The 16,803-nt window shown below is 38.3% G+C and carries 12 protein-coding genes; 4 read left to right on the top strand and 8 right to left on the bottom strand.

What is annotated here, in order from left to right:
* Positions 1 to 106: 106 nt before the first annotated feature.
* A complete protein-coding gene (locus tag EHO65_RS08135) occupies positions 107 to 1,222 on the top strand; it encodes a GGDEF domain-containing protein (RefSeq protein ID WP_135773618.1) in 1,116 nt (371 codons plus the stop codon).
* Here EHO65_RS08135 and EHO65_RS08140 read toward each other — a convergent pair.
* The 4 genes from EHO65_RS08140 to EHO65_RS08155 form a co-directional block, all read right to left on the bottom strand.
* Positions 1,187 to 2,611 carry a high affinity choline transporter 1 gene (locus EHO65_RS08140; RefSeq protein WP_135773619.1) on the bottom strand — a complete coding sequence of 475 codons (1,425 nt, stop codon included), beginning with the start codon at positions 2,609 to 2,611 and terminating at the stop codon, positions 1,187 to 1,189. The two genes, EHO65_RS08135 and EHO65_RS08140, sit on opposite strands and share 36 nt — an antisense overlap.
* 82 nt (positions 2,612 to 2,693) lie before the next feature.
* The gene (locus tag EHO65_RS08145) at positions 2,694 to 7,970 is read right to left on the bottom strand and encodes a trifunctional serine/threonine-protein kinase/ATP-binding protein/SpoIIE family protein phosphatase (RefSeq protein WP_135773620.1); all 5,277 of its coding nucleotides are present in this window, start codon (positions 7,968 to 7,970) and stop codon (positions 2,694 to 2,696) included.
* A 58-nt stretch (positions 7,971 to 8,028) separates the two neighbouring features.
* Positions 8,029 to 8,709 (bottom strand): transmembrane-type terpene cyclase, encoded by a 681-nt coding sequence (locus EHO65_RS08150; RefSeq protein ID WP_135773621.1) that lies wholly within the window; start codon positions 8,707 to 8,709, stop codon positions 8,029 to 8,031.
* Positions 8,710 to 8,712: 3 nt separating this feature from the next.
* Entirely contained in the window at positions 8,713 to 9,837 is a 1,125-nt protein-coding gene (locus EHO65_RS08155) for an oxygenase MpaB family protein (protein ID WP_135773622.1), read from the bottom strand.
* Between the two features lie 98 nt (positions 9,838 to 9,935).
* On the opposite strand from EHO65_RS08155, the gene EHO65_RS08160 reads away from it, so the two are divergent.
* On the top strand, positions 9,936 to 11,324 hold the full coding sequence (locus EHO65_RS08160) for an OmpP1/FadL family transporter (protein WP_135773623.1): 1,389 nt from the start codon (positions 9,936 to 9,938) through the stop codon (positions 11,322 to 11,324).
* On the opposite strand, the gene EHO65_RS08165 is transcribed toward EHO65_RS08160, so the two are convergent.
* On the bottom strand, positions 11,321 to 11,797 hold the full coding sequence (locus EHO65_RS08165) for a hypothetical protein (protein WP_135773624.1): 477 nt from the start codon (positions 11,795 to 11,797) through the stop codon (positions 11,321 to 11,323). The genes EHO65_RS08160 and EHO65_RS08165 overlap by 4 nt on opposite strands.
* A gap of 118 nt (positions 11,798 to 11,915) precedes the next feature.
* Between EHO65_RS08165 and EHO65_RS08170 the strand changes: the two genes are divergently transcribed.
* Complete coding sequence (locus EHO65_RS08170; protein WP_135773625.1) at positions 11,916 to 12,668, top strand: enoyl-CoA hydratase/isomerase family protein; 753 nt, start codon at positions 11,916 to 11,918, stop codon at positions 12,666 to 12,668.
* Here EHO65_RS08170 and EHO65_RS08175 read toward each other — a convergent pair whose 3' ends face one another.
* The gene (locus EHO65_RS08175) at positions 12,669 to 13,568 is read right to left on the bottom strand and encodes a haloalkane dehalogenase (protein ID WP_135773626.1); all 900 of its coding nucleotides are present in this window, start codon (positions 13,566 to 13,568) and stop codon (positions 12,669 to 12,671) included.
* Between the two features lie 160 nt (positions 13,569 to 13,728).
* Here EHO65_RS08175 and EHO65_RS08180 point away from each other — a divergent pair, with 160 nt between their 5' ends.
* Positions 13,729 to 14,856 carry an MBL fold metallo-hydrolase gene (locus EHO65_RS08180; RefSeq protein ID WP_135773627.1) on the top strand — a complete coding sequence of 376 codons (1,128 nt, stop codon included), beginning with the start codon at positions 13,729 to 13,731 and terminating at the stop codon, positions 14,854 to 14,856.
* 1 nt (position 14,857) lies between these two features.
* On the opposite strand, the gene EHO65_RS08185 is transcribed toward EHO65_RS08180, so the two are convergent.
* Together EHO65_RS08185 and EHO65_RS08190 are read right to left on the bottom strand one after the other, a co-directional pair.
* Positions 14,858 to 15,469, bottom strand: coding sequence for a LuxR C-terminal-related transcriptional regulator (locus EHO65_RS08185; RefSeq protein ID WP_135773628.1), 612 nt, complete (start codon positions 15,467 to 15,469; stop codon positions 14,858 to 14,860).
* Positions 15,470 to 15,472: 3 nt separating this feature from the next.
* Complete coding sequence (locus tag EHO65_RS08190; protein WP_135773629.1) at positions 15,473 to 16,666, bottom strand: sensor histidine kinase; 1,194 nt, start codon at positions 16,664 to 16,666, stop codon at positions 15,473 to 15,475.
* Positions 16,667 to 16,803: the final 137 nt, after the last annotated feature.

Below are 16,803 nucleotides of genomic sequence, written 5' to 3' on the forward strand. Positions count from 1 at the left end.
TTCCATGTTAGTAAATAATTTTCAGATTTTTGTTACTCGGATTTTTCACTTACTTTCTTCAAAGCGTATAAACCTAAATCTTCATCCGTCTATCTGAGTATCTGCTATGAAACTCAGAAGATATCTTTCGGAAGACTTTTCTTATTCGAAATCGGGAGAAATCCGCAAACTTCGGACTCTAGATAATGACAAGTCCGTCAGAATACTTAGCATCTTCGCACTTTTAATCTCCTGCATTCTTTTAGCTCAGAATACGCTTTCTCCAGGAACACCTAGCGGTGGACATCTTCAACTTCTATACGGTTTAAGTTTCGGAAGTTCCGCATTATTCTCCAGTTTGATGCTAGCAGTATTAGCCTTAAAGGACATAAAAGGCAGAAAACTTTCCTATTTTGCAATGATAGGTTATGTGGGCATTCTGACTTCCACCACTACATTTGCAACCTTAGTGGATCAATATCACACTTCCGATTATTCCGCTTTTTGTTTTGGGCTACTTCTACTTCCTCTATTCTTAAGAGCAAGTTTTGTGACCTATCTGGCGATCATTTCCATAAATGTTATCTTCTTTTCATTAGGTTATTCTTATATGATAGAAAGAGAACTCAGTTCCGCTGTTCTTACTCCTATCATCGCATTCTCGATTGCAAGTATGGGAGCGGCAATAAATGTAGAAGGTACCAGATTAAAAAGTAATCTTCTACAATTACAATTGGAAGAATCTAATAAAAATCTAAAAGAACTTTCTCATAAAGATTCCTTAACCGGTCTTTTTAACAGAAGACATCTAATGGAATCCTTAAGCACTCTTTTGGCTGCTTCTAAAAGATATGATTTTCCTTTGTCGGTCCTTTTACTCGATTTAGACCATTTCAAAAAGGCAAACGATTCCTTAGGACACCAAGTGGGAGATAAGTTACTCTCAACAATCGGAAGATTATTGTCCGGGTTAGTAAGAGATTGTGATGTAGCTGCACGTTATGGCGGAGAAGAATTCTGCGTAGTACTTTCTAACACGAACGTAGAAGGAGCAAAATTTGTTGCGGAAAGGATCCGAGCTCGGATCGAAACCGAAACTTTCGAAGAAATCCCTTGGACAATCACTGTAAGTATAGGTGTTGCTGGGAGAGAAAATGACGAAAGTCCGGAAGACTTCCTAAAAGCAGCGGACAAAAAATTATACGAATCAAAGGCTGCCGGAAGGAACAGAGTCTCTGCTTAATTCCGGTTCCAATTCAAATAAAGAAATCTTAATATATTTTCCTAAGTATTGTCCCAAAAAGCTAACACCCAAAGCTGGAATAGTTGGCGGTAACCATTCCGGCCCGAAAAATTTCAGACCTAACCAAACGATCATCCCAGAGAACATAGCATAAACCGCACCGGTTGCATTCGCCTCTTTCCAGAAAATGGAAGCAATCAAAGGGACGAAAAGAGAAACTAGACTAATGGAAGAAGAATCGGCAACCAACTGATAAATATTCGTTTCACTCAATGCCATTCCGGTAGAAACAATCGTCACGATCAATACGGAAGAACGCATCACTCTCAACAACAGTTTCTCAGAAGGATTTTTCAAAGTAGGACGGATCAAATTCTCTCCTAAAACGGAAGCAGGGGCCAAAATCGCACCGGAAGCTGTGCTTAAGATTGCGGAAAGTAAAGCTCCGAAAAATAAGATCTGTATAAATAAAGTAGAATGTAATAACACTACATGCGGAAGTATCATCTGATTATCACCCGCTGCGATCTCGGGATAAACTCTTCTCGCAAAATATCCTGCAAGCAAAGGAAGAAATGCAACAGTTAGATACATTCCTCCGCCCAAAAAAGAAGAATATACGGCAACCTTTTCAGATTTGGAGGACATCACCCTCTGGAAAATATCTTGTTGAGGAATAGAACCCAACCCTATTGTCATCCAAGCCGCAATATAAGCAAGAACCGCTTCCGTTTTTAATGGAGGGAAAAAGGAAAAAAATCCAGGTTTTGCAGTTGCGATGACAGTCTGAAATCCACCTGCCTTTCCTTGAAGATCCCAAACCAAAACTAAAAGCCCGACTACGATCAATATAGTCTGTAAGAAATCCGTAATGGAGATTGCCCACATCCCTCCTATATACGTATAGATCAATACTACAACAGATGCTAAAAGTATTCCCACATACATATCGAATCCGAATAAAGAATGGATAACTATTCCCATTGCAACTAACTGAGCTGCAATCCATCCGAAATAAGAAGGAATCATAAATAATGCGGATAAAAATTCTACCTTGCGCCCGAAACGATTTTTATATAAGTCACCGAAGGTGAGGATATTCATCCTATATAGTGGCTTAGCAAAGAATATACCGACTAAAAAAAGACAAAGTGCTGCTCCGAAAGGGTCTTCGATCACAGCTAAGATCCCACCATCTACAAACTTGGATGAAGCTCCCATCAGAGTCTCCGATCCGAACCAAGTGGCAAATAAAGCGGAAGACGCAAGCACAAGAGGAAGTCTTCTTCCTGCTAATACATAATCTTGGGAACTATTAATATATCTAGACGCAAATGCCCCGATCAGAATGGTAACAAAGATATATAGAATAACAAAAAGACCGAGCAATTCAGAGTGTCCTGTTAAAAAACGTCTTAATTGTGAATTTGAAATTTAGAGAATCAAAACGCAAGCGATAATAAGGAAGAGATCAATCTATATCTAAGATCAAAAGAGTAATATCATCCTGGATCGAACTTTTAGAAATGAAGTTTTGTAGATCGGAAAGTATTCTTTCCGCTTGGATCTGAGGTTCGAACTGAGCATTCGTGCGTATAGAATGCACAAATCTTTCTTCTCCGTACTCTAATTTATCCTCATCAAATTGTTCATAGATCCCATCCGAAAAGAGAAAGATCCGGTCTCCCGATTCTATTTTATATTCTTCTGTTCTATATGGATAATCTTTTACAAATCCTAAAATGGCACCTGTCTTAGGCATCTCTTCCGTTTGATAAGAACGTACTAAAAATTGGGAGATATGACCTGCAGAGGCAAAATATACTTTTTTCTCGGATAGATCCACATCGCAGATCGCTCCAGTAAAATAGAGTGTTTTATATTTATTTAAAATAGAATTATTTAATCCGGAAAGTATTTCTCCCGGTTTCTCCAAAGAAGATTTCAAACTTTCATATTCGCCCTTAATTGCCATGGTGACTAGCGCAGCTTGGACCCCATGACCTGTCGCATCGGCCAAGAAAAATCTATATCTTCCATTACTTAATTTGCATATGTCGTAGAAGTCCCCTCCCACTTCGTCCATTGGGAGATAATTTACGGAATATCTAAGCCCGGGAATATTTTTAAGCTCAGGAAGGATACTTCTCTGGATTTTTTGAGAATACAACATATCCTTTCTGATAATAGAAAGAGATCTAGCTAATTCTTCCGTCCTTTCATTTACTTTTCTTTCCAGTTCGGAGTTCATACGAGTAATATCTTCATATAATTTCGCATTCTCTAACGAAATAGCCGCCTGTGCCGAAAGTATTTCTAAAATTTCTAATCTATGCTCGTCGAAAATCCCTGCGGTAAGTCGATTTTCTAAATAAAGAACACATAATGTTCTTCCTTGTTTTGTGATCGGCATACATAACAAAGATTTAGGCTTACTTCTTTTAATATAAGGATTTACAGAATAAAAAGAATCCTTTGCTGCATCTGAGATCAAAACCTTCTGTCCGGAACGAAAACAGAAATATACCACTTCTAACGGAAGAAGATGTCCTGCCTCATCCAATGAGATAGGCTTAGGTAAAAATCCAGGCTCTTCTATATCCGAACCTGCCATCAGAAATAATTCTTTGTTTTGAGGAAGAATTAAGAAACCTCTAGTTGCTGCGGCATTCTCCATGATCGTACGGATAAGCTGTCTGAGTAATTCTCCCAGTTCGATCACACCTGAAATACTTTGAGAGGCTTTAAGTACGGTTCTTAAATCCAAATTGAAAGATGTGGAAAGCATAGAATCTGCCAGAATTTTTTCTACAGAACGTTTAGGAGCTCCTTGAGGACGAAGTAATTCTCCGTATTCATCCCTGAGCAAGTTCACAATGGATTTAGCGCCCCAAGATCCGTAAAGCCTGACCGCATTCTGCATTAAAAACTTTCCGTAGGAGGTCCTACCCTGCTTTATACTCCATTCAGCGATATGTTGGTATATCACAGCCTTTCTGAAATCATTTGGTTCTGATTCTATCTGCTGCATCGCCATATCGAAGAACTCGGACGCATTCTCCTTTCTCCCGGCGTAATCTTCGTAAAGTCCAGCCAACACAAAATAGAATAATTGGAAACTAGGCGGATAGATCTTTGACCAAAGTTTAAATAAATATAATGAATATCTAAAGAAGAATTTTTCGGTCAGTTTTAACTTCTTTTTACGTAATTTCAAAAGTCCCAAGGATCTATAAAATCTATATTCAGAATAGATAAACATGATCCTCGATTTTTCCAGATCCGGATGATATTTTTTGAAAATTCTCTCCGCTTCCAAATAGTAACCTGATAAATATGCGAGAGATCCGAATAAGGTCGCGTACCAAGAATTAGCAGTCCCATTTCCTGCTGACTCCAGAATCTTAGATTCGAATTCCTGATCGGTGTATAAATTGTCCTTATATCGGACAGTTTCAGTGGATTTTCCCTCTAAACGATCCAAATAAGAATCGGAAGAATGTAACATGATCATCAGAATATCGTAATTTAGCTTGGAACCCCTTTCTAAATTTTCTCTGATCTTCTCTCTATAGGAAATCGAGTTTTCTGCGGAATATAATTGGTTTGTATTTTGAGAAAAAAGTGCGAATGCAGCCCAGAGATAATCCCCATACTGCATACATTTGTGAAATGCCTCTTCCGTGTAATCCACTATGGAACGGAAAGGATACATGAAATAATCCAGAAGAATTGTCCGACCGAACACAAATCTTCCGTAAAGTTCATCCGATTTAAATTTTTTTAATATCTTTTCGGCAAGAGTCCAATACCTCATAGACTGCTGGAAATTTCCGTTAATGGAGAGAAGAATAGAACCGAATCCTGCGTAACCGAAAAAGCTGAACGGTGCATTTCCTTCTTTTAAAGTAAGGTTGATAAGCTTTAAATAAATATAAGCCATCACCTTCATATCCATATGTTTTCCATAGTTTAGAAGGTTGACTAATATGTTTAATGCTTCCGCTTTATAAGGATCTTTACTATCTTTTGCGTTTACTAATTTTTCAGGAGATCTTCCTCTACTGTAAAAGACCATCTTCAGTACTTCACCGAATACGGCTAAAAATCCTGGCTTCTCCTTGAAACCTATCCCGAGTGATTGTAACGCCTTGATCCCGATCTTAGATGCAGAATCTAAATCGTTAAAAACGTTCATCACTTCCAATTGCATTAGATAAACGTCCGCCTTTTCAGATGGGCTATTGAGTTTAGAAAGTAGATTAGATACGATCTTCTCCGCTTCTTCCCTTCTGGAAAGATAGTACGCCGATTCTGCAAGAGACTTTAATATATGGATCGCATTCTTTCGATCCTTCTGCCAATAAGAGTCCTTGAGTTGAGAAGCAAGCAGACTGAAAAATGAATAAGAAGATTCGTAAGCAGCTCCGGATTTCGCGGAATTTCCAGCGAGTATTGTGTAATGAAAGAAGTCTTCATTCTCCTGTCCGTTTGTATACAATTCCCTAGATCTCAAAAGATGATTTGCAATATCCAGGATCTGTTCGGACCCACCTGAAGTTTTTTCGCGGTCTATTAATAATTTCGCAAGTGTATTATGGATCCTGGCTTTTTCTGCGGAATCAGTTGCATCCAAAATACTTTGGATCATTCTATCATGAGAAAAGTGGAACTGCACATTCGAAAGAGAAGAATACATTCCGGATTCTTCTATCTTCCTTTGAGAGATATACTGAAGAGCCGGGAACAACATATTTCCAGATTCTCTATAGAATACGATCCCTTCTCTAATCGCTTCTCGAATTCCTCTAGACAAGACCCCGGGCCTTGTTTTGAAAAAATCATACATATCTTTCAGATCGAATTTTGCACCGATACAGGCTCCTACCCTTAAAACCTCAAGAGTTTCATCCGGAAGTTTGCCCACCTTATCCAAAAATAGATCCAGAACGTTATCCGTAACCGCTCTTTGTAAAAGTGTGTCCCAGTCCACTCTGTGATAAGCGGTCTTTGGATCAAAGCTCAGGCAACCTTCTTCATATAAGGATCTTAGGAACTGGTGTAAAAATAAAGGGTTCCCTCCCGTTTTGGAGACAAGAACTTCTGCCAATCGATTCGCATCCTCTGCAGAAACATGAATACTATCTGAAATATATTTAAAAACGCTATGCTCGTTTAGAGGAGTGAGTCGTATCTCTCTCAAATCCAATCCTATAGAGCTTTGTTTTACATTTATATTCGGGAAGAAGTCCGCATCTTCTGAACGACTTGTGAGAACGAATAATAATCCTTCCCAGTCTTCACTATTCAAAATGAATTCGAGCAAAGCAAGAGAAGCAGAATCTGCCCATTGAAGATCATCCACAAGAATGATTGCGGGATTTTTTCGATCAAAACAAAGAGTTAGGAATTTAAGAGCGACTGCAAATAGGATCTTTTCATCCTTCTGCCTCTTATTTGTTTTTACAGGTATCTCGATCCCTAATGTTTTTCCCAAATCGGGCAAGAATTGGGTCAAGATCTCGATATTATCTCCAAGCGTTTCCTTTATAAAATTCTTAAGTAGAATGATCTCTTCTTCTTTTTTCTGAAGGATCCTTCTTAAAAGATCATCCATGATCTGTCGAAATGCGTAATATGGGATTTCTTTTTTATCTTCTTCAAACTTACCACGCAATAGAACTACTGAATAAATATCCAGATAAGTGATCGCGTCTTCTACTAGAGCGGTTTTTCCTGTGCCTGACTTTCCTCCGATGAAGATCGCGGACCTTTTTCCGTTAGTTACATTTACTATTCCGGATTCGATCTCTTTTCTTTCTCTATCCCTATCATAGATACGGGGAGAATCCCTAAAACCTACTTTTCTTTCATAAACTCCCGGCACAAACTCGGATAATTTACGTTTGGACTTTAAGGAATCTTTAATACTCTTCAGATCATATATCAGATTTTCCAAAGAGAAATATCTCTCTTCCGGCATCTTAGAAAGTAATTTGTCCACTAAGGTAGAGATTGCAGTAGGAACATCTTCCCTCTTCTTCACTAAAGAAACCGGCGATCTTGCGATATGATAATGAACCATCTCCAAAGGATCTTCCGTTTCAAACGGAGGAGTCCCGGAAATCATCTTATAGAATAATGCACCTAAAGAATATGCATCTGAACGAAAATCAACGGGGCGATTCAGTCTACCTGTATTTTCAGGAGAACAATAAGGTAGAATATCGAATGTATATCTAAGAGGCGCATAACTTCCTTTTTCGGAAAGAAGAAGAGAGGCTCCTCCCAACCAAGCAAGTTTTGTCTCTCCAGTATCCGGATTATAGAAAAATGCTCGTGGAGAAATTTGATTATGAACAATTCCGAAAGAATGTAATTTTGCAAGATTCTCCGTGATCGCTAATGCTATTTCTAAAAAAGTTTCTAGAGAAATAGATCCTGCCAAACTTTGATGAAGAAGTTTAGAAGGAATATTTTCGTACACCAAACAGATACCGTCCGAATTTTCGAACATATCTTCCGGTTTGAGAATACCAGGATCGTTAACCAGTTTTCCCAATTCGAATTCATTCAAGAAATACATCGAAGAGGTTTCCTTCCCCTCCGGTTTTTGTACTCGAATGATCTTTGGTTCTCTGGTCCTACCGAATTTCCCTCTATACGTTTGAGAAAAATTGTCCTCGTACAATAATTCCCCTAATTCATAAGGAACTCTGTCTGTGGACAAATCCTGAGTAGTTTCCAATTTTATCTTTTTCGAAACCTATGCGGTCCCGAAACCTCACCCGACTAAATTTTAAAGTTCACACTTTAGAGGGCGAATACTTTTGGCGTGTAAAGATCCAAACATAATAAATGTCGGCTATCGTTCCGAGCCCGCTCAATACTTGAACAAAGTACTTATCCGGAAAGTATAGAAAGATGAAGATCGTAAAGAATCCGTTACCTAAAAACTTTGCCCAAGAAACAGAATAGGAGAACATGTTCGGATCTCCGGTTTTTAAGAAAAGGATCGGATACATTACCGAAATGATCAGACTCAAGATATAAGCCGAATTAGATCCGGTAAATAGATCATAACCTCCCTTATAGAAAGTATAGATCAATAATCCCCAAGACACCACCAAAATGCCCAAAAGAAATTTATATCCCTTGTCCGTCATTGGCAAGGAAATTTGTTTTTTACCGAATCGGATTACTTGATAGAAAATCACTATATCCAATACGAATCCAAGTCTATAGCCCCAAAGTAATATCGCACCCATTGGCTCTTTAAAGCAAAAACCCCATAATAATTCCCAAATAATGTTCCCGCAGGCGATAAAAACGGGCATCTCAACGAATTTTTTCTTGAAGGGTTCTATTAGAAGAACTGCATACATATAGGCCCAAAAAACGACACCTAGTAGCAGGAAAATATTCTCAATAAGCGTATAACGTCCGAAATACTCCGGATCCGTTGCTAAAGTCTGCCAAAAACTCATCCTTTATAGTCTCCAATTCTCTCTTAATGAAGGCGGGATCCAGAATCTTGCTTTTTTTCCGCCGTAATAAAAATGATCCATAGAAAAAAGAAGTTTGGAAGCAAAATAAGCGACTAACTTTCCGAAGCCCTCATCATCGTCTACATGGGAATCTACATCCTTAAAGATCCTTTCCATAAAATAACCCAAAGGATTTTTAGGAGGCCACCCTAACCCAAGCACCTCACTTGTTTTTTGTCCCATATACGTTTGCAGAAAAAATAATGGAAGACTATCGAATAAATTTCCGGGAAGCATGTATTCCATAAAGTCCAACAGAGATTTTGCAAGTATCTTGCCGGCATCCGAAGGTTTTTGTTGGTCATTAAATATGGACTCACCTAAAGAATATGCGACATCATATCCCTCGGGACAAAGTTCGGGTTTTACTCCAATAAAATGCCCCACTACTCTCCATAGATGAATGTATGCGTCTTTTTCTTCCTGACTAAGTTTTAAAGAGGATTGTCCTAGACCTTCAACCACTAGACTCGAGAACGATTGTAAAGTACCGGCCATATCTTCTTGATTAATTGGCTGTCCCCAAGCAGGGTCCCAGTCTTTTCCTTTCCCAAGAAAATAACGTATGGAAGCATGCATTAATCTTACTTTTTGAGCGGTGCGTATCCCTTTACCTTGAGGTCCCAATCCATTTTCCTGAGCGACAGAGATCACAAACTGAGTCGTTTCCATTAGCCTTCGATTGACTCCGTCTATTACACCATTCTGTTCTATTAATCTTCCAGTTTTGTAAAGTACCTGCGCCCCATCCCCACAAGAATATGCCATAGGAAGAGACTTAACACAAAGCATCATTAAGATCTGAGGACCATAAGTGGAGAATAATTGCTCTCCTTTTGCGATCTTATTCTTATCCGCCCAAGAAGGAAGATCTTCCGTCTCATAAAAATATTTTTCAAGATAGTCAGGTAGGCCGGCAGGGATCGGATCCGAGTTCTTGGAAAGTGCATCGAAAAAGAGCATCGTTTTTTCTCTATCAAAAGCGGATTCAGTAAAATATTTTGTGACTATTTCATCCGCCAATGGATCAGTTTCTTTTCGTAATGCACGTAACTCGCTCGAATTCATTCTAAAATCCAACCTCGTTTTAGGAATGCGCCAGTTTTATATTTTGAATTTTAAAAAGAAAGCACTTGTAAAAAAAACCGTAACGAATTCCTTGAAGCATGCTTTTTGGATCTAGAGTTCGTAAAAAATTCTCCCTATTTTCCTTGGCTATAATTTCTTTCCTAACACCCAAGTTAGAGGCTGTTGGACTTTTTCAACCTTCACATAATGCGAGATATGGCGGCATGGGAGGAGTAAATTTAGCGATAGGCGGATCTCCAATGGACATAGGGACCAATCCGGCTAACTTAAGTCTCAAAAATCGAAAAGAGTTGGAGTTTGGAATTTCCTTACCGTACATTCGCACAGTATACAAAGACAAGTTTTCAGATCCGGACCCAAATCTTTATTATGAAAACTCTGAATCCTATAACGTGCTCGCTCCACTTCCCTATTTCGCGATCAGAATTCCAATCAGCGAAAAATGGACTTACGGAGGAGGGATTTATATACCAGGAGGCGGGAATGGAGAAGTTTCCGGACTCACTAGGATCACACCTAACGGCCAAAGTTTGAACGATTGGTCAGGGATGAAACTTCCAAGTCCGATAGGAGATTCTAAAAGAATACAGGAAAGTTACTCTTCAACTTTTTATCTGGTTAAATCCACTCATGCACTTTCTTATAAGATCGGTGGACTTTCTATCGCGTTAGGAGTAGAAGGAATTTATTCCAGACAGATCGCTTACCAAAAGTTCCATGATATTACAGGGAATATCGAAGTTCCGGGCCAAGGTTTTGATTACAAAAGCAAAAATGCATATGCACTCGGCGGCATTTTCGGAACTACTTATCAGATCACAGATACATTAAAAATTGCTTATTCTTACCAAACTTCTGCAAAAATCCCTTTGGATGGAAGTATGCAAGTTGGTCCTTATCCGAGCCGCACCGGAGTTTCCGCTACATTTGCGGTTCCGGAAAGATATGGTTTAGGTTTTTCTTATGGAACAGATACATTCAAGATCGGAGTAGATGCATTATATTATAATTATGCTTCTTATACATCTACTTATAAACAAACATTAGCGGCTCCGGTTTTCCCGACCGCATTCGGACAAACGAATGTGATCCCTCAGAATTTAGCATATCATGATTCTTGGGCCTTAGGAATCGGAGGAGAATGGATCGTAAACGATTGGACCTACAGATTAGGCGCAAGGCATAACTCTGGAGTTTTAAGATCAGAAGGAACGAATGCATTACAAGCAGGTATCATGGTCCAAGATCTGGTATCCGGAGGATTCGGATATTCAACGGGAAAATGGAAATTCGATTTTACTCTTCTATATTATCTTCCGGTAAAAGTTTATAACGGAGGTTCTGCAGATTGGAACTTCAATCATGCTGCATTCTCCAAAGAAGATATCCGAGTGAATGAATTCAAACATTCATTAAGATCGGATATCCCTGCAATATTATTAGGGGCCAGCTATTCTTTTGATTAAGATTTTTGCATAGAATCGTCTTTAGCAATAAGAACGGAACTTACTAAAAGACAAAATGCAATCAAGTCAAAGCTGAATGCTCCTACTTGGCCGAATTGCCATGCAGATCTAATACTATTCCAATGTTCCGGAATTGTATGAGTAATCGTCCATTCTTTGATTTGAGAAGAAGCGGGTGCCACAAATAAGAACCAAACTCCTAAAGAAAAAATGAAGGAGAAGGCACTCAAAATTGTATAACGAAATGACTTTGTTCCTTTAGAAAGATAAGCGATCGTAAAGATAAGAAAAATAGAACCTATCTGTACTATAGGACCTATGATCGCAAAATATTTATACAAACTAGTTTGAACTTGAAAATAGAGTTCAGCTTCCCAATGTAATTTAGGTGCTGCTTCCATCACATGTGCAAATCTCATCCCAAGAGTTAGTGCAGCTAAAATTAAAGCAAAAAATCGGATCTTAGATAACATAGCGGGCTCCTTTCTGTTCTTTTAGTTTCCACTCCGAACCAAAAAGGTTACCAAATTTCCGTAAAAAATAATCCATTTTCATTTGAATTTTTAAAAATAAACCTTATTAAACCTTCACATGGATTATAAACATCTGAGTCTGGAAAACCGAAACGGATTGCTGATCGTACTTCTAAACCGTCCGGAATCCAATAATGCTTTAAACATAAGGATACGAGACGAATTAGAATCTGTTTTTTCAGAATCCAAAAAAGATCCTAAGATCAGAGGAATACTTTTAGGAGCAAATGGTAAAAACTTCTGCAGCGGTTATGATCTGGAAGAAGTAGTCGAGACAAAACTAGGATCGTTCCGTCACCGTATTTTAGAATATCATTATGAACTTTACTCTTTTCCAAAACCTTTAGTATGTGTACTAAAAGGTTTTTGTTCTGCAGGAGGTTTTGATCTAGCACTTTCCGGAGATTATATTCTTGCAGAAAAGAAAACATTCTTATTCAGACCTGAGATTCGTTTTGGTGGTCCTCCTTTGATCACTACTTTAGCTCGAAAAGTAGGCCCAACAAAAGCATTAACTCTAACATTACTCGGAGATCCTCTTCGTTCCCAAGAAGCATTAGAATTAGGGATTATAGACGAAGTCGTTACAGAAGGTGATTCAATCACAAAAGGCCTAAAAGTATTGGAGAAACTTTCCCAATGGGATCCGCAAATTATCCGCGCAGAAAAAGAGATTTCGAATAATTTTTTCCAAGGAAACCTTTACGAAAATTTAAAAAAGGAATTCGATCTATTCAAAGAATTTTTAGAAAACCCGGACTTTCTAAAAATTGTTTCAGAATATGCAAAATCTATAAAACAGAAAGTTTGACTAAGGATTATTTTGGATAAATTCAGAAAGAAGGTCCGCGAGTAGTTCTCCCTTCTCTTCTTGCAAAAAATGTCCAGCTCCTTGGATCACTGTATGTTTTTGTCCTTTCGCACCTGGGATAGTCCTTCTAAAAAATATATCCCCACCTTTAGTGATCGGATCTGAATCACTGAACATAGTGATAAAAGGTTTTTTGAAATTTTTATAAAACATCCAAGCCTGGCGATTTCTTTCCGTTTCAGGATTATCAGGAGAGATTGGGACCAGAGTAGGAAATTTTCTAGCTCCTGCTTTATAGGATTCGTCCGGATAAGGAGAATCATAAGCGTGAATAATATCCGGACTTAATTTGCTTACACATCCGTTTTGGATGATCTTTCCAACAGGAAGTTTACTCACTTCTTGGGAAAAACGAAGCCATTTCAAAAAATCTTCCTTAGGAGGAATATCTCCAGTAGGTAAAAAAGTATTCGCAGCACATACTCTTGCAAAACGAGAATCCAATTCTGCTACTGCTCTTAAACCTAATAGCCCTCCCCAATCTTGGCAAAATAGTGTGATATTTTTTAAATCCAGACCGGTAATCAGATTTTTCAGCCAGTCCACATGATTCTTATATGTATACGTTTTTAGATCTGTCGGTTTATCCGATTTTCCAAAACCGATCAGATCCGGTGCGATTACTCTATAACCTTTTTCTGATAAAGGAAAGATCATCTTTCTATAAAGATAAGACCAACTTGGCTCTCCATGTAATAATAAAACCGTTTCCTTTGCATCCTTAGGACCCTCATCCACATAATGCATTTTGAATTCTCCTACAGAGATATAATTAGGAGAAAAAGGATAATCCTTTAGACTAGAAAAACATTCGGAGGGAGTTTCTAAATAAGTTTGCATACCAAATCTACCAGAACGGATGTACTTTATATAAAGGCTTAGATCATAGATTCTCCGAAAATCTTGTCAAACTACTTCCCAAAAAAGTCGGCTAACTAAATTTTCTGATTTTAAAAACTTTGAAAATAAGATCTTGTAGGACCTCCCACAAGAGAGTTTTATGTTCGGAAAAAAAGCACAGAAAGTTACGATTTATACTTCTTTCGTTCTATTTGGTTTATTCTTATTGGTTTTATGCCAAACAGCTTGTTTGAGTTCCTTTGGAGGAAATCCGAGCGGCCCTAGATTGGAAAAAATGAAAACATCCAAGATGTTTCACGACGGAAAGTTTGAAAATGATCCTTTCGTTCCTATGATGAGTTCTGGAGATTATATCGGGGTCTTAAAAAGGCAATTTTTCGGTTCGGAACTGAGAACCCCTCCTTCTCCAATCCCAGTTCAAAAACCCGACTTAAAAACTTTTTCGGATCCTGTATCACCTGGACTCAGAGCGATTTGGTTTGGACATTCTTCCGTATTGGTTGAAATAGACGGGATACGCATATTCACCGATCCGGTTTTTTCTAAGAAAGTTTCTCCTTTTGAAAGTATAGGTCCCGGGAGGCTTTTTCCTTTGCCGTTGGAATTATCAGAACTTCCTAATATAGATGCAGTTGTGATCTCTCACGATCATTACGATCATCTGGACATGATAACAGCCCAATTTTTAGCGAAGAAGGGTACAAAATATTTTGTGCCATTAGGCATTGGTGCTCATTTAGAATCCTGGGGAATTCCGGAAAATCAGATTATAGAGTTGGATTGGTGGCAAAAAGGAAACATTAAGAATATTGAAATTATCTGCACACCTGCGGTCCATTATTCAGGAAGAGGATTATTCAATGGTAAGTCTACTCTTTGGTCTTCTTGGAGTTTAATCGGACCCAAACATAAATTTTTCCATAGTGGAGATACAGGTTATTCTTCTCATTTTACGGAGATAGGTAAAAAATTGGGGCCTTTCGATCTGACTTCTATAAAGGTAGGAGCATACGATTGGACCTGGGAAGGAATTCATATGAATCCTGAAAGTGCTGTCCAAGCTCATTTAGATCTGAAAGGTAAAACTATGCTCCCTGTACATTGGGCAACTTTCAATCTGGCGATTCATTCTTGGGACGAACCTATTTTAAGAACAAAACAAGGAGCGGATCAAAATGGAGTTCGTTTGGCTACTCCTAAACCGGGTGAATGGTTAGATCTACAAAAAGATCTGATTCCTGAACCTTGGTGGGAGAAGGTAAAATAGTTTAAGAGAATTTTCTCACTAATTCCAATCTGGAATTCACATGCAGCTTTCTGAATATACTTTTGATCTGTACTCTTACAGTTCCTTCTTTAGTACCTAGGGAAGTCGCGATTTCCTTTGTTCTTTTACCGTCCACGATCATATCCAGCACTTTCTTTTCTCGATTGGACAGTATTTCCACTTCCTTTTTAGAAGTTTTACGGAAAGATTGGATGACTCTGGCGGCAAGTCCCGGAGAAAGTATCCCTCCCCCTTCCAAAAGTATCTCGACTTTTTCTTGGATATCTCCCACATCTTTTTTTAATATATAACCTATCGCTCCTGCTTTTAGAGCCTTGAATAAAGCCTCTTCGGATTCAAATGCAGATAATATTGCATAGTTTGTTTTAGAATCAGCCGAATACCTTTCTGAAATAAAATCCAAACCACTTTTACCGGGAAGATCTATATCCACGAATACTAAGTCATAAGGAAGATCTTTTTCTTTAGGAAATTCCTCGGCAGAATTATAAACTTCTACCTTAGTAACTCTATTCATTTTTTTTAATCTTTCTTTACACTGGCTCGCGAATGCAGGATCATCTTCTAAGATTGCAATTTTGTATAATTTCACGAATCAAATTCTCCGTAATTGACGGATCGGGATCTCCAGAAATCCTTTGAAGTCCCGATTTTCTAGATTTTCTTTCCATTCTCCATTGATAGCAGATGTTCTGAATTGGATGGTTTTATTTCCTTTCGAGCCTATTCTCATTTCCTGGAAATTTGTACGGGTTCGAATAGATATCTCGATAGAATCTTTTTTAGGAGAGAAGATCCAATGAGAAGTCCCAGAACCATATTTTAGATCGTTGGAACAAATCTCCGTTACGATCCCTAAAATTTGTTCCGCCTTTTCGGTATCTATATGGAAATCTTCTTCTCCTTCTCGAGTGAATCTCACTTTTCTTCCCGCGTTACCGTACCTTCTTAATAATAATACTCTTATTCCACTCCAGACATCTTCTGAGATCAGCTTAACATCCGCAATACTTGCAGTGATCTCTCTGATTCCTTTAAAAATATCTTCGGATAATTTTTCCAACTGAATGAGGGCATCCGTATCTCCATTTTTATAACCCTGGATCGAACGAACTAAAAGATTTAGATCGGTTACTTTTGCTCCCAGATAATCATGAAGGTCTCTAGTGATTGCTTCTCTTTCGTCATACAATCTTTCTTGAAGTTTTTTGGTCTTCTTAAGATGTTCTATCCTAAATCCGTACCACCAAGTATTACATAAACAGATAAACAATTGGAGTGCACTCATATTGCTGATCTGCACCCACAAAGTCCTGTCGGAAAAATATCCACTTCCTTCCGGAAAGATCCTAAGAATATAAAATGCGACTACTGAAAATGAATAGATAGTATAGAAGATCGGCCTTCCGTTAAAGAATAAGCTCACCAGAAAGAGGATCACTTGGTTGGTGATCCACATATTATTATCGTAAAAATAATATTCGTTGTCGTGGAACTGCGTCTCTACTTCCAAGACCAACAAGATAAAAAGTCCGCCGAATACGATCAGATTCTTTCTGAAATAATTTTTGGAGTAAAATCGGATCACTCCGAGGCTAAACAAACAGATAAAAGCAGAGATCAGATCCAAATATAATAAAAGAAAATTGGATCTAACATATTCTAAAATCGCACCCCATATGGTGATCGCGCATACGATCCCGAAAAAATAGGAGGCTATCCTGTAATTTTGGGAATAGAATTCTTCCCTTGCAAATCTAGCTATTTCCTTTTCTTTCACACTTTCCATATTCGCTTTGGGTCAACGTGCAGACATCTTTTGGCATATAGTATCCATCGGATATTAAAACTCTATTCGAATATTTCGCTCTTTTAGGGTTTTAGCGACATATAACCCAGTTCCAGTTTTGATTCTTTTCGGCCCGG

This window comes from Leptospira andrefontaineae (genome assembly GCF_004770105.1).
GTDB lineage: Bacteria > Spirochaetota > Leptospiria > Leptospirales > Leptospiraceae > Leptospira_B > Leptospira_B andrefontaineae.

What these genes read in the sequence shown, in the direction of transcription:
- EHO65_RS08135 (WP_135773618.1), top strand. Translation starts at nt 107, where the DNA reads ATGAAACTCAGAAGATATCTTTCGGAAGACTTTTCTTATTCGAAATCG.
- EHO65_RS08150 (WP_135773621.1), bottom strand. Translation starts at nt 8,709, where the DNA reads ATGAGTTTTTGGCAGACTTTAGCAACGGATCCGGAGTATTTCGGACGT.
- EHO65_RS08155 (WP_135773622.1), bottom strand. Translation starts at nt 9,837, where the DNA reads ATGAATTCGAGCGAGTTACGTGCATTACGAAAAGAAACTGATCCATTG.
- EHO65_RS08160 (WP_135773623.1), top strand. Translation starts at nt 9,936, where the DNA reads ATGCTTTTTGGATCTAGAGTTCGTAAAAAATTCTCCCTATTTTCCTTG.
- EHO65_RS08165 (WP_135773624.1), bottom strand. Translation starts at nt 11,797, where the DNA reads ATGTTATCTAAGATCCGATTTTTTGCTTTAATTTTAGCTGCACTAACT.
- EHO65_RS08170 (WP_135773625.1), top strand. Translation starts at nt 11,916, where the DNA reads ATGGATTATAAACATCTGAGTCTGGAAAACCGAAACGGATTGCTGATC.
- EHO65_RS08175 (WP_135773626.1), bottom strand. Translation starts at nt 13,568, where the DNA reads ATGCAAACTTATTTAGAAACTCCCTCCGAATGTTTTTCTAGTCTAAAG.
- EHO65_RS08180 (WP_135773627.1), top strand. Translation starts at nt 13,729, where the DNA reads ATGTTCGGAAAAAAAGCACAGAAAGTTACGATTTATACTTCTTTCGTT.
- EHO65_RS08190 (WP_135773629.1), bottom strand. Translation starts at nt 16,666, where the DNA reads ATGGAAAGTGTGAAAGAAAAGGAAATAGCTAGATTTGCAAGGGAAGAA.